The organism is Prevotella sp. P4-51 (genome assembly GCF_002251455.1).
In the GTDB taxonomy this organism is placed as follows: Bacteria; Bacteroidota; Bacteroidia; order Bacteroidales; family Bacteroidaceae; genus Prevotella.
Map to the genome: position 1 here is coordinate 45,180 of NZ_NPJM01000057.1, position 19,957 is coordinate 65,136.

The 19,957-nt window shown below is 56.7% G+C and carries 16 protein-coding genes; 6 read left to right on the plus strand and 10 right to left on the minus strand.

What is annotated here, in order from left to right; translation table 11 throughout:
* Positions 1–14: 14 nt before the first annotated feature.
* Genes CIK94_RS09200 through CIK94_RS14430 form a run of 4 tightly spaced genes read right to left on the minus strand, consistent with a single transcriptional unit; the run spans position 15 to position 5,189 of the window.
* Positions 15–1,295 carry an MFS transporter gene (locus CIK94_RS09200; RefSeq protein WP_022311710.1) on the minus strand — a complete coding sequence of 427 codons (1,281 nt, stop codon included), beginning with the start codon at positions 1,293–1,295 and terminating at the stop codon, positions 15–17.
* 15 nt (positions 1,296–1,310) lie between these two features.
* Positions 1,311–2,804, minus strand: coding sequence for a glycoside hydrolase family 125 protein (locus tag CIK94_RS09205; protein WP_094422776.1), 1,494 nt, complete (start codon positions 2,802–2,804; stop codon positions 1,311–1,313).
* A 12-nt stretch (positions 2,805–2,816) separates the two neighbouring features.
* Complete coding sequence (locus CIK94_RS09210) at positions 2,817–4,982, minus strand: GH92 family glycosyl hydrolase (RefSeq protein ID WP_094388164.1); 2,166 nt, start codon at positions 4,980–4,982, stop codon at positions 2,817–2,819.
* Positions 4,983–5,030: 48 nt separating this feature from the next.
* Positions 5,031–5,189, minus strand: coding sequence for a hypothetical protein (locus CIK94_RS14430; RefSeq protein ID WP_022311707.1), 159 nt, complete (start codon positions 5,187–5,189; stop codon positions 5,031–5,033).
* Between the two features lie 93 nt (positions 5,190–5,282).
* Between CIK94_RS14430 and CIK94_RS09215 the strand changes: the two genes are divergently transcribed.
* From CIK94_RS09215 to CIK94_RS09235, 5 genes are all read left to right on the plus strand, one after another.
* The gene (locus CIK94_RS09215) at positions 5,283–6,098 is read left to right on the plus strand and encodes a prolyl oligopeptidase family serine peptidase (RefSeq protein ID WP_022311706.1); all 816 of its coding nucleotides are present in this window, start codon (positions 5,283–5,285) and stop codon (positions 6,096–6,098) included.
* A 9-nt stretch (positions 6,099–6,107) separates the two neighbouring features.
* Entirely contained in the window at positions 6,108–6,896 is a 789-nt protein-coding gene (locus tag CIK94_RS09220) for a Cof-type HAD-IIB family hydrolase (protein ID WP_173845696.1), read from the plus strand.
* Positions 6,897–7,026: 130 nt separating this feature from the next.
* Positions 7,027–7,929 (plus strand): YitT family protein, encoded by a 903-nt coding sequence (locus CIK94_RS09225; RefSeq protein ID WP_022311704.1) that lies wholly within the window; start codon positions 7,027–7,029, stop codon positions 7,927–7,929.
* A 13-nt stretch (positions 7,930–7,942) separates the two neighbouring features.
* Positions 7,943–8,575, plus strand: a complete 633-nt coding sequence (locus CIK94_RS09230) for a helix-turn-helix domain-containing protein (protein ID WP_094384846.1) — start codon at positions 7,943–7,945, stop codon at positions 8,573–8,575.
* A 149-nt stretch (positions 8,576–8,724) separates the two neighbouring features.
* On the plus strand, positions 8,725–10,890 hold the full coding sequence (locus CIK94_RS09235; protein WP_173845698.1) for a M3 family metallopeptidase: 2,166 nt from the start codon (positions 8,725–8,727) through the stop codon (positions 10,888–10,890).
* Positions 10,891–11,139: 249 nt separating this feature from the next.
* Here CIK94_RS09235 and CIK94_RS09240 read toward each other — a convergent pair whose 3' ends face one another.
* On the minus strand, positions 11,140–12,150 hold the full coding sequence (locus tag CIK94_RS09240; protein ID WP_094384852.1) for a class II fructose-bisphosphate aldolase: 1,011 nt from the start codon (positions 12,148–12,150) through the stop codon (positions 11,140–11,142).
* Positions 12,151–12,344: 194 nt separating this feature from the next.
* On the minus strand, positions 12,345–13,574 hold the full coding sequence (locus CIK94_RS09245) for an MFS transporter (RefSeq protein ID WP_094384853.1): 1,230 nt from the start codon (positions 13,572–13,574) through the stop codon (positions 12,345–12,347).
* Positions 13,575–13,973: 399 nt separating this feature from the next.
* On the opposite strand from CIK94_RS09245, the gene CIK94_RS09250 reads away from it, so the two are divergent.
* Complete coding sequence (locus CIK94_RS09250) at positions 13,974–14,756, plus strand: ZIP family metal transporter (protein WP_094384962.1); 783 nt, start codon at positions 13,974–13,976, stop codon at positions 14,754–14,756.
* 175 nt (positions 14,757–14,931) lie between these two features.
* On the opposite strand, the gene cysK is transcribed toward CIK94_RS09250, so the two are convergent.
* The 4 genes from cysK to CIK94_RS09275 form a co-directional block, all read right to left on the minus strand.
* A complete protein-coding gene (gene cysK / locus CIK94_RS09255; protein WP_094384855.1) occupies positions 14,932–15,879 on the minus strand; it encodes a cysteine synthase A in 948 nt (315 codons plus the stop codon).
* Positions 15,880–15,969: 90 nt separating this feature from the next.
* Entirely contained in the window at positions 15,970–17,262 is a 1,293-nt protein-coding gene (locus tag CIK94_RS09260; protein ID WP_022311697.1) for an O-acetylhomoserine aminocarboxypropyltransferase/cysteine synthase family protein, read from the minus strand.
* Between the two features lie 483 nt (positions 17,263–17,745).
* Positions 17,746–18,528: an acyl-ACP--UDP-N-acetylglucosamine O-acyltransferase gene (gene lpxA / locus CIK94_RS09270; protein WP_022311696.1), complete on the minus strand. Its 783-nt coding sequence runs from the start codon at positions 18,526–18,528 to the stop codon at positions 17,746–17,748.
* A gap of 31 nt (positions 18,529–18,559) precedes the next feature.
* Positions 18,560–19,954, minus strand: coding sequence for an efflux transporter outer membrane subunit (locus CIK94_RS09275; RefSeq protein ID WP_094388171.1), 1,395 nt, complete (start codon positions 19,952–19,954; stop codon positions 18,560–18,562).
* Positions 19,955–19,957 lie beyond the last annotated feature (3 nt).

The window sequence follows — 19,957 nt, forward strand, 5'->3', positions numbered from 1 at the left end:
TGGTTGTATGAATATTATTGTTTCTTGTCTGGATAGGTGAATGGCACAAACCAGGTGATAAGCAGTGCGGGTATGATGAATATCAGCACAAAGAGGAAGAAGCCCTCATAGCCCAACAGCGTGGTGAGCTTTCCGCTCGACATGCCGGTGACCATCACGCTGAGGTTCATGATACCCGAGGCGATGGCATAGTGGGACATCTGGTTCTTGCCGGGAGCTATCTGGTGCATCATAAACATGGTGAGGCCCACGAAGCCAAATCCGTAGCCGAAATACTCTATCACGATGCCGCCGCCGATGAGCCAGAGGCTGCTGGGCTGGTAGATGGCAAGGAAGGTATAGACCAGGAAGGGCAGGTTGAAGATAAGGGCGAGGACAAACAGCACCCGCTTCAGACCGAAGCGCGCGATGACGTTGCCGCCGAGGATAGAGCCCACCACGAAGGCTGCGGCTCCGAAGGTGCCATAGTAGGTGCCAATCTGCTCATTGCTCAGTCCGAGTCCACCCTGGGAAACGGGGTCGTGGAGGAAGAGGGGCACCACCTTCATCACAAATCCCTCGGCGAGGCGATAGATGATGATGAAGAGGATGTAGTAGATGATGTGTGCCTTTTGGACAAACTCCTTGAGCACATCCCACAGTTCCTTCAGTGTCTCGCTGGCACTCTTCTTGTCGTCGTTGTGCTTGCCGTCGGTGGGCAGGATGAAGTAGTGGTAGATACCCAGCGCGGTCATCACCACGCAGAGGAAGACGAGGATGGCGGTCCAGGCATTGAGCACTCCCACCATGGGGGTGATGATGCCGGCTATCCACACCAGCAGTCCGGTAGCAAAAATCTTGGCGATATTGTAGAACGCACCTTGCCAGCCTATCCACCGGGCTTGGTCCTCCTTGGACAGCACGCCCATATAGGTGCCGTCGGCAGCAATGTCGTGGGTGGCACCACTCAGTGCAACTACGGCAAAGAGGGCTATAGAGATGGCGAAGAAGTCGGGGAGGTGGAGCGAGATGGCTGCCAGACCGAAGACGACGCCACTGACTACCTGGGTGAGGACTACGAAGAACTTCTTGGTCTTGTAGAGCTCAAGCAGGGGGCTCCACAGGAACTTCAGGGTCCAGGGCAGCATGATGAGGCCGGTCCAGAAGGTAATCTCTGCATTGCCTATGCCCAGGTCCTTGTACAGGAGAGACAGTACCATATTGAGCACCACAAAGGGCATACCCATGGCAAAATAGAGGGTGGGCACCCAGGCAACGGGGCTCACCTTCTTATTGGCTAAATTGATTTCTTTCATTGTTGTTATCAGGTTTTATTTCTTGCATGAGATAAGCAGGTCGGTCTTGCCGTCCTTGACGAGCTTCAGGATAAGCTCGCCGAAGAGAGTGTTCTGCCAGGCAAACCAGGGACGGGTGTAGTGCATCGAGTCCTTGATGTCGAACGACTCGTGGATGACTCCCGTGTTGGCGTCGGTGTCCATAAGCATCTGCACACACTCCTTGATCTCCTTGTCGTCACGGCTGGTCATGGCGCGCATGATGAGGCTCATAGGCCAAGCCATGTCGTAGCCCATGTGGGGACCACCGATGCCTTCGCCAGCCTTACCGCGGAAGAAATAGGGGTTGTCTTCACTCCACACGAAGCGGCGGGTGTTCTGGTAGATGGGGTCATCTATGTCGACATCACCCAGATAGGGCATGGCGAGCAGACTGGGCACGTTGGCATCGTCCATGAGCAGGTGGTTGCCCATACCGTCGACCTCGTAGGCGTAGATCTTGCCATACTTGGGATGGTCGTAGACGGCATACTTCTGCAGCGCGGCCTTCACCTCGTTGGCCAGGTCTGTGCACTGGCTGGCCATCTGGCTGTTGCCGTTGACACGGGTCAGCACGTCGGCCATCTTGTTGAGGGTGGTCACTGCCATGAAGTTGGAAGGAATAAGGAAGAGGAAAGTGGTGGCATCGTCGGATGGACGGAAGACCGATGCGATGAGTCCGACAGGACGCACGGGGGCTCCAAGGCCCACGTTGCAGACGGTGTCGAGCTGTCGGTCGGTGACGCGCAGGAACCTATAGGAGCCAGGGCCATTCTTGCGCTGCTGCTCGTGGAAGGTGGCAAGGATATTCTTGACCACATCCTGCCAGAGCTGACCCTCGAAGATAGAGGCGTCGCCGGTGACGAGCCAGTACTCGTAAGCCAGGCGCAGCGGATAGCACAAGCTGTCTATCTCATACTTACGCTCGTGCAGTCCGGGCTTCATGCCGCTGTCGTCGCTCATCCAGCGGCTCTTCTCGGCGAAGTCGCGGTGGAACGCATTGGCGTAAGGGTCGTACTGGATGTTCTTGAACTGACGCAGGATGACACCCTTGATCATCTGCTGGATATTCTTGTCCTTCTTGGCAAACTGGAGATAGGGCCATACCTGGGCTGCAGAGTCGCGGCCCCACATGGCGTGGATGTCGCCGGTATAGACAAAGGTGTCGGGGTTGCCGTCGGCGTCTTCCTCGTAGTGCACGGTGGTGTCGAGGGTGTTGGGGAAACAGTTCTCAAACATCCAGGCGAGATAGGGCGAGTCCTTCAGACGCTTCTTCATGTCCTTGATGCACTGCTCGATGACCTTGGAACGGAAGAGGCGTTCCTCGACAGCCGGGCGCTTGGATACGTAGGGTGTGGCGACGGCTATGGCGTCGATATACTCCTGTCCGAACTCTTTCTGGTTTACCGAAGCCTGGGCCTGGGCCGAGGTCGTGGCAGCAAAGGTGAGCAATCCTGCGATTGCCACCTTTGTGATATTGCTGATGTTCATAGATAGTGTCATTTAGGGACGGTCCTTAACCTTGGTGCCGAACTTAGAGGGCTTGGCACCCATTACAAACTCGAGCACACCGCCCTTCATCAGGTCGGCATAGTCCATATACGACTTGGTATAAGGACGGCCGTTCCACTTGACGCTCTGGATGTACATATTCTTCTTGCTGTTGTTGCGGGCAACGATGTCGAGAGTCTTGCCTTCGCCGACATTGAGTGTGGCGCGGTCGAAGATGGGTGAGCCGAAGATGAACTTGCCGCCCTCGGGCTCTACCTGATAGAGACCTACGCTCGACAGGATGTACCAGGCCGACATCTGGCCTACGTCTTCATTACCGCTGAGACCGTCGAACTCGTTCTTGTACATCTCGTCGAGTGTCTGGCGGATGAGGCGTGCACCCTTCCAGGGCTGGCCTACGTAGTTATACATATATAATATATGGTGGCTGGGCTCGTTGCCATGGGCATACTGTCCGATGAGGCCCGAGATGTCGGGAGAAGCCTCGGCGCCCATGTCGCCGTTGACGATGAAGAGGCTGTCGAGCTTGGAGACAAATCGCTTCTCGCTCTTGAAGCAGCTCACGAGACCATGAACATCGTGGGGAACGAGCCAGGCATACTGCCAGGCATTACCCTCGGTGTAGTCGTCCTGACGGTGTACGGCGTGGAAGGGGTTGAAGGGCTCGCGGAACTTGCCCTTGCTGTCAACGCCACGCATGAAACCGGTGGCGGGGTCGAAGAGACGGCGGTAAACCTGGCTGCGGTTGTAGAAGTACTGGTAGTCTTCCTCGTGACCGAGCATCTTGGCCACCTTGGCCACGCCGGCGTCGGCGAGGGCATACTCCAGAGCCTTTGCCACAGTCTCATAAGTGGGGTCGAGGTCGCAGGGGATGTAGCCATACTTCTTGAGCAGGTCCATGCCACGGTCGTCCTTCATGGCCGAAGCCTTCATGGCCTCGTAGGCTGCCTCTTTGTCAGCCACCAGACCCTTGAGCACGTAGTCGGCGAGGATGGCCACGCCGGGGTTGCCCACCATACAGTCGGTCTCGTTGCCCATAAGATGCCAGATAGGCAGTTTGCCCTGCTGCTTGTAGATATGGATAAAGGTCTGTGCCATATCAGCAGCCTTGTCGGCATGGATGAGCGACATCAGAGGCATGTTGGCACGGTAGGTGTCCCAAAGAGAGAATGTGGTATAGTTGGTGAACTTGCCACGGTGTATCTTGTAATCGGCACCACGGTATTCGCCATTGACGTCGGAGAATACAGAGGGAGCGGTCATCGAGTGATACATGGCGGTGTAGAAGATGGCGCGGTCGTTGGCGTTGCTGGTCTCAATCTTGATTTTGCCCAACTCGGTGTTCCAAGCCTCGTCGGCAGCCTTGGCTACAGCGTCGAAGTCCCAACCGGGCACCTCGGCCTGCATGTTGAGCATGGCGTTGCCCTCGTTGACGGCAGAGAGACCCACCTTGACCAGCACGGGACGGGTGGCGTCGGCGAGCTCGAGCACGGCGATGGTGTCATTGCTCTGCACCATCTTGACGGGAGTGGAGAACTCGGCTGCGAAATACACCTGCTGGTTCTTGGCCCATCCTGTAGACTTGCGATAGCCTGTTATCAGTGTTGGGCTCACCTGGCGCATGCCGCATACTTTCATCGTATCCCATCCGATGCCCTGCAGCAGGTCGAGCTTCATCAGCGCCTTCTTGGCATTGGCGAATGTGTAGCGATGCATACCCACGCGCTGTGTAGCGGTGAGCTCTACCTTGACATTGGGGTTGTTGAGCTTCAGGCCATAATAGCCGGGGCGGACGGTCTCGTCGCTGTGGGCGAAGATTACAGAGTCCTGCGCAGCGGTAGATACGGGCAGCAGAGCGATGTCGCCCAGGTCACCGATGCCGGTTCCGCTGAGGTGGGTGTGACCGAAACCGATGAGTACATTGTCGCTATAATGATAGCCCGAGCACCAGTCCCATCCACGGGTCTTCTCGGTAGGACCGAGCTGGATGTAGCCGAAGGGAACATTGGCACCGAGGAACACGTGGCCATGGCCGCCGGTTCCCACATAGGGATTCACATACTGCGTAAGATTTTCAGCGTGGACAGCCGTGGTGGCACCACACATTACGCTCAAAGCCAGGAAGGCCTTGACAGATAATTTTCTTAATATTTCCATTGTTAAAGCTAATAGTTTTGTACAAAGGTAGCAATAAATTGGCAGAATTTAGGCCTTAGGGATAAAAAAAACACTTGCAGAGGCATATCCGGCGCTATTTTTTATAAAAATAGCCTTCGCAGCGGCAAGCACCGTGATGATGGCGGCGTCGGCAGCGTTTGTGTAAGCCTCGTCGGGGTGCGGGTTGACCTTTGTCAACATCATCATCGATTATGGCGCGATTTATAAAGATTAACGCTATTGTCACATATTATTGCTGGTTTATCATTAACTTTGCAATAACGTATAAAGACATAGCTGATGAAACTGAAGACGATATTCCTGGCCTTGCTGTGGCTCACGACGCTTGCCGCCCATGCAGCCACCGACGGTCAGGGCAAGATGGAGGCCATGCGCGGCAAGGTTCCGGGAAGCTACAACTTCTGGATATTCACTCCCGAGGAGTACGAAGCAGAGGGACGTGGCGTGCCGCTGGTCATATTCCTCCACGGCGCCAGTCTGTGTGGCAACAATTTGGAAAAGGTGCGCCGCTATGGGGTGCTCCACGCCATACAGAAGGGTAAGATTGTGCCTGCTGTGGTGCTGGCGCCGCAGAACGGAGGTGGAGCGTGGAACCCCAAGAAAATCAACGACCTGCTGGAGTGGACCGTGGCACACTATGCCATCGACACCACCCGCGTCTATGTCCTGGGCATGAGCCTGGGAGGCTACGGCACGATGGATTTTGTGGCAGCCTATCCCGACAAGGTGGCAGCTGCCATGGCGCTCTGCGGAGGCTGCTCGGTGAAGGAGCCCGCGGGGCTGGGCCAGGTGCCCTTGTGGATCATGCATGGTACCGCCGACCGCGCCGTGCCTATAGCCCAGTCCAAGCGAGTGGTCGACTATCTGCAGCAGAGCGGCAACGACCAGCTGCTGCGCTACGACTGGATAAAAGGGGGCAACCACGGCACACCCGCACGCCTCTTCTATCTGCAGAAGACCTACGACTGGCTCTTCTCTCACTCCCTCCACGACTCGCCGCGTACGGTCGACCGCACCTTCGACATCGATATGGACGATATCCGCCAGACCTACGACGAACTGAGATGGTTCAGAGGAATGTATGACAACGATTAGACGACGATAATGAATATCAAAGCACTCTTTTTCGACATCGACGGCACGTTGGTGAGCTTCCCCCCCCACACCGTGCCCGCCTCTACCGTAGAGGCGCTCGAGGAAGCCCACCGGCGTGGCGTGGGCATCTATATATCCACGGGCCGCCCCATGGCCTTTATCACCAACCTCAAGCCCATCGCTCACCTCATCGACGGATATATCACCACCAATGGTGCCTACTGCGTGGTGGGCGATACGGTGGTGAGCCGTCACCCTATGGACCCCGACGACGTGGCTACCGTGCTCGCCGACGCCATCGACAACCACTATCCGGTGGTGGTAGACGGTGAGCGGACCATCGTGGTCTACAACAATTCCGACCTCGTAGACCGTATCTATGTCAAGGGGCTTGGCGTAGATGTGCTCGACTACAGCCTGACGCTCAAGGACCTGGGCACAGAGGGCATCCTGGAGTTGTCGCCCTTTATGACCCGCGCCCAGGAAGCTGCACTCAGCCCACGTCTGCGCCATGTCACCTCGGGCCGTTGGCACCCGGAGTTTACCGACTTTACCCGCCAGGGTGTCGACAAGGCACTTGGCTTGCGCGAGATGGCCGGTTTCCTGCACCTTGACATCAGCCAGACCATGGCCTTCGGCGATGGTGGCAACGACATCGCCATCCTCAGTGCTGCTGGCATTGGCGTGGCTATGGGCAACAGTGCCGACGATGTCAAGGCGGCTGCCGACTTCGTCACCACCGATGTCGACAACCACGGCATAGCCCACGCTTTGCGCCACTATAAGATTATAGACTGAAAGGTAGGGACAAAAACTATCTCCTTTTAATCAAGAATTAGAGAAAAAAGGATAACAATCAAACATATTATCGTGGAAAACTGCGTAACTTTGCACACACTTTATAACCATAATAAATACATCGACGACAATGACCTTGACTATTGAAAGAAAGAAGGCAATACGCAAAGAGATACGTGACTATGTGATGATAAGCATAGCCATGATTTCCTATGGATTGGGCTGGACCATCTTCCTGCTGCCCAACAAGATACCTACGGGCGGTGTGCCGGGTGTATCATCGGTACTCTACTGGGGCATGGACATCCCCGTCCAGATGTCCTACTTTGCCATCAACGCCACGCTGCTTCTCATTGCGCTCCGCATATTGGGCTGGCGCTTCTGCGTGAAGACCATCTACGCGGTGTCGTTGCTCACGGCGCTTTCCGCCGTCTTCCAGGAGCATTTGGAGAGCATCCATCTGCTGGAGGGCGACCCCTTCATGACCTCCATCATCGGCGGTGTGTTCATGGGTAGCGGTATCGGCTTGGGACTGGCTTTCAACGGCTCTACCGGAGGCACGGATATCGTGGCAGCCATCATCAGCAAGTATCGCAACATATCTTTGGGCCGCGTGTTCCTCGTGGTCGACCTTACCATCATCACCTCGAGCTATTTTGTGCTGCACGACTGGGAGAAAATCATCTACGGATATGTGACACTCATCGTCTCGTCGCTCTGCATAGACTATGTGGTCAACTCCATGCGCCGTTCGGTGCAGTTCTTCATCATCTCCGACAAGTATGAAGAGATTGGTGCCCGCATCATCAATGACCCCCACCGCGGCGTGACCGTGGTCAACGGCCATGGCTTCTACTCGGGCCGCGATGTCCACATGCTCTTCGTGCTGGCCAAGAAGAGCGAGTCTCACAAGATATTCATGCTCATCAACGAGATAGACCCCAAAGCCTTTGTGTCACAGAGTGCTGTAATCGGAGTCTATGGCGAGGGCTTCGACAAGTTCAAGGTGCGCACCAAGCGTTATCAGGAATAATTCTTCATCCACCATGCGCGACGACAGTCAATACATACACGACCTCACGGCTCAGGGCGAGCACCGGCAGCAGGACTTCAAGTACGAAATCACCGACGCCGGCAAACTGGCGCGTTCGGTGTCGGCATTTGCCAATACCGTGGGCGGCCGCCTGCTCATCGGCGTGCGCGACGACGGTACCATAGCCGGAGTCAAGACCGAAGAGGAAATCTACATGATGACCCGTGCGGCCTACGGATGCTGTGAGCCCGAGGCCGACATCAACTTCAAGACCTATCATGTCGATGGGCGCAATGTGGTGGTTGCCACCATTCCGCCCGCTACTGCCAAGCCGGTGTGCGCCTTCGACGACGAGGGCCACAAGACCGCCTATATGCGCATCAAGGATGAGAATGTGGTGGCGTCGCCCGTAATTATAGAGATGTGGAAACAAGAGCAGCGCGAAGAGAACGTGATGCCCTACACCGATACCGAGTCGGGGCTGATGGAGATGATGCGTCTCAATCCTCACCAGCCTCTCCAGGTCATCTCCAAGATAGCCCACATCAAGCGTTTCCTGGTCATCAAGATACTGGCACGCCTCATCCGCTACGACATCGTGGGCTGGGAGTGGGACGGCGAGGACTTCCTCTTCTATCTGAAATAGGCTGCACCCGTGGCAGGGCACTCTGCGCATGTGCGGGTGCCCCAGTTGGCAACAAATTGCCACGCAAGACAAAAATGTTAATGGTTTTTGTCTTTTATACCAATAGTATTGAGTAAATTTGTAGGCACAAGACTCAAACAATCATCAATATGGAAATCAACAAGGCTTTTATTACCATCGGACTGGCAACAGCTTTGCTGCAAATGCCTGTCGCCGCAGATGCCCAGCACGCCGGTAGTGCATGCTGTGACCACGGCAACAAGACCTGTCGACAGAACCCGCTGCTCCAGAAGAGCACTCTCCCCTTTGGAGCGCCCGACTTCGCACGCATCAAGGAGACCGACTACCTGCCTGCCATCGAGGCTGCGGTCAAGCAACAGCGTGAGAACATCCAGAAGATAGTGGACAACAAGGCCAAACCTACCTTTGCCAACACCATCCTCGCCTACGAGAACAGTGGCGTGCTGCTCGAGAATGTCAGCAATGTCTTCTTCGGACTCTGCAGTGCCCACAAGACGCCCGTCATCGCCGACACCGAGAAGAAGGTGACACCCTTGCTCACCGACTTGGACAATGAGATATCTTTCAACCAGAAGCTCTTCGAGCGCATCAAGTATGTATACGACCACGAGTACAAGAGCCTTACCGGCGAAGACCAGCGACTCACCGAGGTGATATATAAGGGCTTTGTGCGTTCGGGCGCCATGCTCTCTGCCGACAAGATGCAGCGCATGAAGCAGATTAACTCGCGTATCTCCGACCTCCAGCAGCAGTGGGGCAACCTCCTGCCCGAGGCGACCAACAACGCTGTGGTATGGGTCGACAGCAAGGAGAAGCTCGACGGTCTGAGCGATGCCGACATCGCCCAGTGCAAGAAGGATGCCGAGAGCCGTGGTGCCAAGGCTCCCTACTGCATCGTAATCATCAATACCACACAGCAGCCCATCCTCGCCAGTCTGCGCAACCGCGACCTGCGACGCCAGGTCTATGAGGCCAGCATCCACCGCGCCGACGGCACGCGCCCCGAGTTCAACACCTTCTCCATCGTGGCCGAAATGGCTCGTCTGCGCGCCGAGAAGGGCAGCCTGATGGGTTATGCCAACTATGCCGACTACTCGCTCGAGAAGACTATGGCCAAGAACTCGCAGAATGTCAACAAGTTCCTCGCCCAGCTCATCAAGGAGTATTCGCCCAAGGCCGACGCCGAGACTCGCGCCATCGAAGCCTATGCACAGAAGACTGAGGGCGCCGACTTCAAGCTCCAGCCCTACGACCGTTTCTACTACTCTGCGCTCATGAAGAAGGAGGTGCTCAACATCAGCGATGACGAGGTGAAGCCTTACTTCAACCTTGACAGCGTCGTAGAGAAGGGTGTCTTCTATGCAGCCCAGCGCGTCTACGGTCTCCAGTTCAAGCGCCGCCCCGACATCCCCACTTATCATCCCGATATGAAGGTCTTCGAGGTAAGCAATGCCGATGGCAGTCCTCTGGCTTTGTTCTATTGCGACTACTACCGTCGTCCCACCAAGCGCGGTGGCGCATGGATGAGCGCCTTTGCCAAGCAGAGCAGAGAGCGTCATCAGTTACCTATTATATATAATGTATGCAACTACGCCAAGGCGCCCGAAGGCCAGCCTTCGCTCCTCACCTGGGACGAGGCTACCACGCTCTTCCATGAGTTTGGTCACGCCCTGCACGGCATGTTGTCCGACTGCCGCTACAACACGCTCTCCGGTACAGCCGTAGCCCGCGACTTCGTCGAGATGCCTTCTCAGTTCAACGAGTCGTTTGCCTCCATCCCCGAGATATTCGACCACTACGTGCGCCATGCCGTCACCGGAGCTCCCATGCCTGCCGACCTGAAGAAGCGCATGCTCGAGAGCATCAATTTCCAGACCGCCTACGCTCTGGGCGAGAACCTTGCCGCCACCAGCGTCGATATGGCTTGGCACCTGATGAAGGCCGACGAGGTGCCCACCGCCGACAAGGCTCCTCTCTTTGAGAGCCAGGCGCTCAAGAAGGTGGGCCTGCTCAACGCGCAGATACCTCCACGCTATTCCACCTCTTACTTCAACCACGTATGGGGCGGTGGCTATGCTGCCGGTTACTACAGCTATCTGTGGACCGAGGTGCTGGCAGTCAACATTGCCGACTATTTTGCCAAGCATGGCGCCCTCGACCCCGCAGTGGGCAAGGCGTTCCGCGAGAAAATCCTCAGCCGTGGCAACACCAAGGACCAGATGGAGATGTTCACCGACTTCACAGGCATGACCTCTCCCGACGCTTCCGGACTGCTCAAGGCCCGCGGTCTGTAGCCCTTCCATTGCCGCCGGTCTTCGTCTGTGGGCGAAGGCTGGCGGTACACAATACGACAGATGACAAGAGTCCCGGCGAAGACGACCATTGCGTCTTCACCGGGGCTCTTCTTTGATGCGCCTGTTGCTGTCTTTGCGCCATCCATCCATCTCTCCAGTGCGCATCTATACAGAGAGGCGGAGCCCATAGGTCATGGACTCCGCCTCATCATTTGGGTTATCATTGTTGCCGTCTATGCGGCGCGATGATTAGTCGAGGTTTGCGAGCTTGTTGTCAGAACCGAGCACGTCAGTAATCTTGTGCTTGTACATCTGCTCCATGAGGTCGCGAGCGGGACCGCAGTACTTACGTGGGTCGAACTCTCCTGGTTTGTCGTGGAATACCTTGCGAACGGCAGCGGTGAAGGCCAGACGAGAGTCAGAGTCGATGTTAATCTTGCAAACGGCGCTCTCAGAAGCCTTGCGGAGCTGCTCCTCGGGGATACCAACTGCGTCAGGCAGCTTGCCACCGTACTCGTTGATCATGTCTACATACTCCTGAGGAACAGAAGAAGAGCCGTGGAGAACGATTGGGAAGCCAGGCAGCTTAACCATAATCTCATCCAGAACGTCGAATGCCAATGGAGGAGGAACGAGCTTGCCGGTCTTGGGGTCGCGGGTGCACTGCTCGGGAGTGAACTTGTAAGCACCGTGAGAAGTACCGATAGAGATAGCCAGTGAGTCTACGCCAGTGCGTGTGGTGAAGTCGATAACTTCCTCAGGCTTTGTATAGTGGCATACGTCTGAAGAAACCTCGTCCTCAACACCTGCCAATACGCCGAGCTCACCCTCAACGGTTACGTCATACTGGTGAGCGTACTCTACTACCTTCTTGGTAAGAGCGATATTCTCCTCGTAAGGCAGAGCAGAACCGTCAATCATTACAGAAGAGAAGCCCAGGTCAACGCAGCTCTTGCAGAGCTCGAAGCTGTCTCCGTGGTCGAGGTGGAGAACAATCTCAGGATGCTTGCAGCCCAATTCCTTGGCATACTCTACTGCACCTTCTGCCATGTAACGGAGCAGAGTCTCGTTAGCATAGTTACGGGCACCCTTAGAAACCTGAAGGATAACCGGTGACTTCAGCTCAGAAGAAGCTTTGATGATAGCCTGCAGCTGCTCCAGGTTGTTGAAGTTGAATGCAGGGATAGCATAACCGCCATTGATGGCTCTCTTAAACATCTCGCGGGTGTTAACGAGGCCTAATTCTTTGTAGTTTACCATAATTGTTATTTGTTATAAAAAATGTAGTCATTTACGGACTATGCCCGTATCGTGATGATACAGGCCCTATTCCGACTGCAAAAGTACAACGAAAAATCGTCAATCCAAAGGTTGACAATGATTTTTTTTGGCTCGTTGTGGTTGTTTTTCACATTATTTTCCTATTGGCTGCGGTTAGGCGCAGAAATGCAAAATCAACTTTGCAAAACCGAGCCGTCACCACCATGGCTTCTACCGTGGCGGAGGCGCAGCGCATAGGTGGTCACCACGGCAAAGCCGATGAGGGGTATCACAAAGGGAACCACCAGGTTGACGTGGTCGGCTATCAGCCCCATCAGCAGAAAGCCACAGCCGCCGATGGGAGTCATCATCAGCAGCGACGAGGCGCTCTTGGTGTAGGCGCCGAGTCCGCGCAGCGACAGGGCGAAGATGGTGGGAAACATGATGGCTTCGAAGAGATAGATGGCCACCAGCGCCACCATCGATACGATGCCTATATCGGCAAGCACCAGCGCCGTACACGCCACGGCGCCAGCGCCGCAAGTCAGCAGCATGGTCTCTGCCGCCACGCTGCGCATAATCCAGCTGCCCACAAAGCGTCCCACCATGAAGAAGGCCAAGGCACAGGTGATGACCATCGATGCCGTCGAGTCGTCCATCCATCCCTGCCCGGTCACAAAGTTGATGAAGTAGCTGTTGATGGATATCTCGGCAATCTCATAACACAGCAGGGCCGCCAGTCCGAAGACGAAGAGGCGTCGGTGCAGCAGCAGTTCGGCGATATGGCTGCGGCTGAGCCGGGCACTGGCGTCGTCGGCATGGGCTATCTCGGGCAGATTGGCGCGGGTGAAGATTAGTGCCACCACCAGCACGGTGGCTCCCATCACCGCGTAGGGCAGCACCACGCTCTCGATGTTGCCCGAGCCGAAGAACCATTGGCCCACGGCAAAGGTGGCGAAGAGGCAGCCCAGTCCGTTGACCGACTGTGAGAGGTTCAGACGGCTGGTCGATGTCTCGGCGGGGCCTAACTCGGTCACGTAGGGATTGGCGGCAGTCTCCAGAAACACCAGTCCGCAGCCTATCACGAAGAGTGCCAGCAGGAAAGCCCTGAATGTGCCTGCCTCGACGCCGGGGATCATCAGCAGCGACCCTGCCCCGAAGAGCAGCAGACCCAGTACTACGCCGCGCCGGTAGCCATAGCGGTTGATAAACAGGCCCGCGGGGATGGCCATCAGGAAGTAGCCCAGATAGGTGGTCACCTGGATGAGCGACGACTGGGTGATGCTGATGTCCATCTGGTTCTGCAGATGCTTGTTGAGTACATCGAGTATGGCGCGCGCAAATCCCCACAGGAAGAACAGTAGGGTTACCAGTACCAGCGGTACCAGATAGCGGCGGTGGGTGAGCGGTGACAGTCTTTTCATCTTTTATTGGTTCCAATAAAGTGGGGCGCACGTCGGTGGAGTGCGCCCCTGTGAGTGATAACTAAAATCAAAGGGCAGATTAATGCCTATTCATCATCTGCTTCTTACTGGTGGCGGATGTGGCGTGCATCATGTGCATCGTGGCAATGCCGCCCGCCGATGGGGCAAAAGTAATGAAAATCGGCGAATTGCCCAACACTATTCCCGATTATTTGTTCACAAAGTTTCCGTTGGCAGTTGTCCTCTATCAGTAGTCCCTGGGGGCAATCGCAGACAGACCTCTGTCTTTTGTCCTTGCCGCCATGGCGAAAAAAAATCACATCAGGGTATTGCCAGACTCGCGATTTCACCGTATCTTTGCAGCAGGAACAAATAATAATAAGGTAGAATATGACAGCTATGACACTTACAATAATCGTGGGGCTTCTGCTTCCGCTGCTGGGTACGATGCTCGGCTCCGCATTTGTCTTTATGATGAAGCGCGATATGTCTGTGCGACTGCAGAAGTCGTTGTTGGGCTTTGCTTCGGGCGTGATGGTGGCAGCATCGGTATGGTCCTTGCTCATCCCGGCTATGGAGATGGTGGCTGGGCGTGGAGCGTGGTCGGTGGTTCCTGCTGCGGTGGGTTTTCTTCTGGGCATTGGCTTTCTGCTGGTTATCGACGAGTTTACTCCCCACCTCCATATAGGCACCGACAAGCCCGAGGGCGTCAGGTCTCACCTGTCCAAGACAGCCATGCTTGCCTTTGCGGTGACTATCCACAATCTGCCCGAAGGCATGGCAGTGGGTGTAGTCTTTGCCGGTGCCGAGAATGATGCATCATACATCTCTTTGGCCAGTGCCGTCACGGTAGCGTTGGGCATAGCCATCCAGAACATCCCCGAGGGCGCCATCATCTCCATGCCCATGAGGGCGGCTGGCAACAGCAGGTGGAAATCGTTTGTCTTGGGGACGCTCAGCGGAGTCGTCGAACCCATCGGAGCCATAGCTGTCATGGTGCTGGCCTCGCTGCTGCTGCCCGCTCTTCCCTATATGCTCGCCTTTGCAGCAGGAGCCATGCTCTACGTGGTGGTCGAAGAACTGATACCCGAAGCCTCCAGCGGTGCGCACAGCAATCTCAGCACGATAGGTTTTGCCATGGGCTTCGTGTTGATGATGGTTCTCGATGTCGTGATGGGATAGCCGTCAGCAGGGCTGCCATTGCCCAGACCCATCGGCAGTCATGCCGTGGGCGATGCCTTGATACTGATTGGAATATACGAAACAAGCCGCAGCGGTACAGACCTGCTGCGGCTTTGTCTTTTTGATGCCAGGCTGCGGCTTGCGCCGTGTTGCCGTGGCTGTAGAGGGTGGGGGGTTAGAGCGGATATTCGTCGAAGGCGTAGAGCACGGTCGAGAGATAACGCTCGCCGGTATCGGGCAGCAGCGTCACGATGCGCTTGCCGCGGTTTTCGGGGCGTTGGGCCAGTAGGGTGGCGGCATATACGGCGGCTCCCGACGAGATGCCCGTGAGCAGTCCTTCGTTGGCAGCCAGTTCGCGACCGGTGCGGATGGCGTCGTCGTTGTCGATGTCAAGCACCTCGTCTATCACCGTCGCGTCGTAGGTCTTGGGCACAAATCCGGCACCGATGCCCTGTATCTTGTGCGGACCGCTGGGCTTGCCGTTGAGCACTGCCGACGAGGCGGGTTCTACGGCGACTACCTTGACATTGGGGTCGTACTCCTTCAGACGGCGGCCGATGCCCGAGATGGTGCCTCCGGTGCCCACGCCAGCTACAAAGATGTCTATCTTGCCCTCTGTCTGCTCCCATATCTCCTTGCCGGTGGTGAGGTAGTGGGTCTGTGGGTTGGCGGGGTTCTCAAACTGCTGCAGTATCACGCTGCCCGGTATCTCGCGCTTCAGCTCCTCGGCGCGCCTGATGGCTCCCGTCATGCCGTCTTTGCCACTGGTCAGTTCTACCCGTGCCCCATAGGCTTTGACGAGGTTGCGACGCTCCACGCTCATGGTCTCTGGCATGGTGAGGATGAGGTGATAGCCTCTCACGGCCGACACCAGAGCCAGGCCCACACCCGTGTTGCCGCTGGTGGGCTCGATGATGGTGGCACCGGGTTTGAGGATGCCACGCTGCTCGGCGTCGGTAATCATGGCGAGGGCGATGCGGTCTTTGACGCTGCCGCCGGGATTGAAATACTCTACCTTGGCAATGATGGGGGTGTCAAGGTGCTTGGTGGCCGAATACTTGTTAAGTTCCAAGAGGGGGGTGTTGCCGATGAGGTCGGTCAACTGTTTTGCAATTTTTGCCATAGTGTTCTTCTTTGTGGTTGGGTCGGCAGCCTCTCCCCACTATAGCGGAAAGAGACGAGGGGAGAGGCCGGCTGACAGTTATTGTGATTATTACTTGACGTAGGTAAGTGCCTCGTCGAGGGCATCGATGAGGTCGTCTACATGCTCGATGCCGATACTCAGGCGTATGGTCGAGGGATAGATGTGCTGCTCTTCGAGCTCCTGGGGAGTCATCTGTGAGTGGGTGGTGGTGGCGGGGTGGATGACCAGACTCTTCACGTCGGCCACATTGGCAAGGAGCGAGAAGATACGCAGGTGGTCGATAAACTCCCAAGCCTCTTTCTCACCGCCCTTGAGCTCGATGGTGAAGATAGAGCCGCCGCCGTTGGGGAAATACTGGTTGTAGAGCTCGTGGTCTGGATGTGAGGCGAGCGAGGGGTGGTTTACCTTGGCCACCTTGGGATGGTGGGCGAGATGCTCGACGATGCGCAGCGTGTTGTAGACATGGCGCTCCACGCGCAGCGAGAGGGTCTCGAGGCCCTGGAGCAGTATCCAGGCGTTGAAGGGGCTGATGGCGGCTCCCGTATCGCGCAGCACCACGGCGCGGATGCGGGTGACGAAGGCGGCAGCGCCAGCCACGTCGGCGAAAACGGCACCATGGTAAGAGGGGTCGGGCTGGGCGAGCGTGGGATACTTGTCGGCATTGGCCTTCCAGTCGAAGCGGCCGCCGTCGACGATGACACCGCCGAGCGAACTGCCGTGGCCACCGATGAACTTGGTGGCAGAGTGTACCACGATGTCGGCGCCGTGCTCGAGCGGACGGAAGAGATAGGGGGTGCCAAAGGTGTTGTCGACCACCACGATGGTGTTGTGGCGGTGAGCTATCTCGCTGATGCGGTCTATGTTGGTGACGCTGGCGTTGGGGTTGCCGAAGGTCTCTACGATGATGGCCTTGGTGTTGGGACGGAAGGCTGCCTCGACCTCGTCAAAGTTGGCGGGGTCTACGATGGTCGATGTCACGCCCTGAGTGCTCAGCGTGTGTTCTATCAGGTTGAATGTGCCGCCGTAGAGATTGTTGGCGGCTATGATGTGGTCACCGTTGACGGCCACATTCTGCAGGGCGTAGGTCACTGCAGCCGCTCCCGAAGCCACTGCCAGTGCTGCCACTCCGCCTTCGAGTGCTGCCATGCGCTTCTCAAATGCCTCCTGGGTGGGGTTGGTCAGTCGGCCGTAAATGTTGCCGGCATCGCGCAGGGCAAAGCGGTCGGCGGCGTGCTGGGAGTTGCGGAACACGTAAGAGGTGGTCTGGTAGATAGGCACGGCGCGGGCGTCGGTGGTGGGGTCGGCCTGCTCCTGGCCTACGTGCAGTTGAAGGGTCTCGAAACGGTACTTCTTGTTGCTCATAATACTTTCCTTTCTAATCGTTTTTGGCTCGTCTGTGGACCTAAATGAGAGGGCAGACAGAGCGCGGTAATACATTTATTGATATTGTCGATGCAAAGTTACGGCGATTTTCACTTTCTCGCAATAGCATACATGGGTTATTTGGACTACCACGATTGTGGTATATTGCATCAGGGGCGGCAATCAGAGGGCTGGAGACGGCGTCAGCGGTCGATGGAGATGGCGTCAGCGGTCGATGGAGATGGCTTCTCCGAGGGGCTGGAGCCATCGTCGGTGGCTCGTGACTTATGATACGTGAGTCCGTGCCTTTTGAAACGTGGGCGCGTATCATAAGGCACGAGCCCACGTGACTTCCGTCACGAGCCGCCAACCGTGGTCTGCGCTCCCAGCAGAGGCGGTGTCTGCCTCGGCGGGGACAATAAAAGAGGGAGCCCGCTTCTATCAGCGAACTCCCTCGGTGTGATAACACTAATTAGGTATGGATTATATCTTGGTAATGATACCTGCTTTGCTTTGGCTCAGAAACTCCACCACCTTGCGCACCTCGGCGCCGTCGGGCACCTGGTCCTTAATCTGGTTGATGGCGTCAAAGAGCGAGGTCTGGCCGTGGAATACCAGTCGGTAGGCATTGGCCACGTGCTTGCGCACCTTCTCGTCGATGCCGGCAGCCTCCATGATGACGTTGTTGGGACCGCCGTAAGCCACCGGTTTGCCACCGGCGAGGATGTAGGGAGGCACGTCTTTGGAGAAACTGGTGCCGGCCTGTATCATGGCCATGTCGCCCACGCGGGTCTTGGCGTTCTCGATGACTGAGGTAGAGAAGATTACGCTGTCGCCTATCTCGCAGTCGCCGGCAATCTTGGTACCGTAGCCGAATACGCACTTGTTGCCCACCACGGTGTCGTGGGAGATGTGGGCGCCCTCCATGAGGAAGTTGCCGTTGCCCAGCATGGTCTTTCCGCCGGCATGGGTGCCGCGGTTGATGACCACATTCTCGCGTATGGTATTGTTGTCGCCTATCACCACATGGCTCTCTTCACCGGTGAAGTTGAAATCCTGGGGAAGGGCGGCAATGACGGCTCCTTGGAACACCTTGTTGCCGCTGCCCATACGGGTACCGTTGAGGATGCTCACGAAGGGATAGATGACGCAGTTGTCGCCAATCTCTACATCGTCTTCGATATAGACGAAGGGATATATGCGGCAGTTGTCGCCTATCTTGGCTTTGGGCGACACGTCTGCCTTGGGACTTATTATACTTGCCATATTAGTTGTAATCTTGATTAATGGGTTAATATTACTTGGCTCCACCGCCGAGGGCGTAGTAGAGGTTGACCACTGCCTGCATCTTGTTGAAGTCGTCGGCCACCTTGGACAGCTGCACATTGAGCAGTGACGACTGGGCGGTGATGATGTCCAGATAGTTGCTGCCGGCGTCGCCCACGAGCTCGCGGGTCTGCTCGACGTTCTTTTGGAGCACCTCTATCTGCTTGGCCTCAATCTGGCTCTTCTCCTCCGATGAGTTGTAGAGCACCAGGGCGTTGCTCACCTCGCTGCCGGCCTTGAGCACGGCGTTCTGCCAGGTGTTGTAGGCCTGCTCATACTGAGCCTTGGCCACGCGGAGTCCGGCGATGAGGCGTCCGTTCTGGAAGATGGGCTGCACGAGCGAGCCTACGGCAGAGAGCAGCCACTTGCCGGGGTTGACGATGCCTGCGCCGGCAGAGTTGGTGAAGGCGCCTGTGCCCGAGATGGTGATGGAGGGATAGAAACGGCTGCGGGCGGTCTCTACGCCATAGAAGCACTGGGCCAGGGCCATCTCGGCGGCATGGACGTCGGCGCGGTTGTTGAGCAGCTGCACGCCCACTCCGGTAGAGAAGCTGGTGGGCAGGCTCTGGGCCTCTATCTTGCCACGGGCTATGGTCTGCGCCTGTTCGCCCAGGAGCAGGCTAAGCGTATTCTCGGTCTCGCGGATTTGGCGTTTCAGGTCGGCCTTCTTGGTCAGCACCGAGTAGTAGTTGGACTCGGCGGCCTGGACCGATACCGAACGGTAGCCGCGGCGGCTGTCGATGAGCACCTTCATGGTCTCCCAAGTGTCCTTGGTGAGGGTCTCCATGTCGCTTACGAGCTCGAGCTGCTTGTCGAGCATCAGCAGGGTGTAGTAGAGGTTGGCGATGTTGGCTATGAGGTTGGTCTTGACCGTGACCTGATAGTCCTTCATCTGCAAGAGCGACATCTGGGCGCCACGCTTCACGGAGAGCAGGTTGCCGAAGAGGTCGAGCGACCAGCTGGCGGTCACGGGCAGGCTGTAGGTCTGGGTGGCCTTGTTGCCGTCCCACGAGGCGATGGTGCCTTGGGGCGTAAAGGTGAGGGCGGGCACAAAGGCGAGCTTGGCCACCTTGAGCTGGTCTTCAGCCATCTTCACGTTGAGGGCGGCGTTGAGCAGGTCGGGGTTGTTGGCCAATCCCTTCTCGATGAGGCTCTGCAGCTGGGGGTCGGTAAACACCGAGCGCCAGGGGATGTTGGCAAACGAGGTGGTGTCGGTGACGGCCAGCGTGTCGGTAAGCGACGCAGAGTCGCGCACCAGGCCGGCAGTCTTCACATCAGGACGCTCGTATTTGCCGTAGAGGCTCTTGCAGCTGCTCATGCTGAGCACTGCAAGACCTACGAGCAATATATTCAAATTCTTTTTCATTGT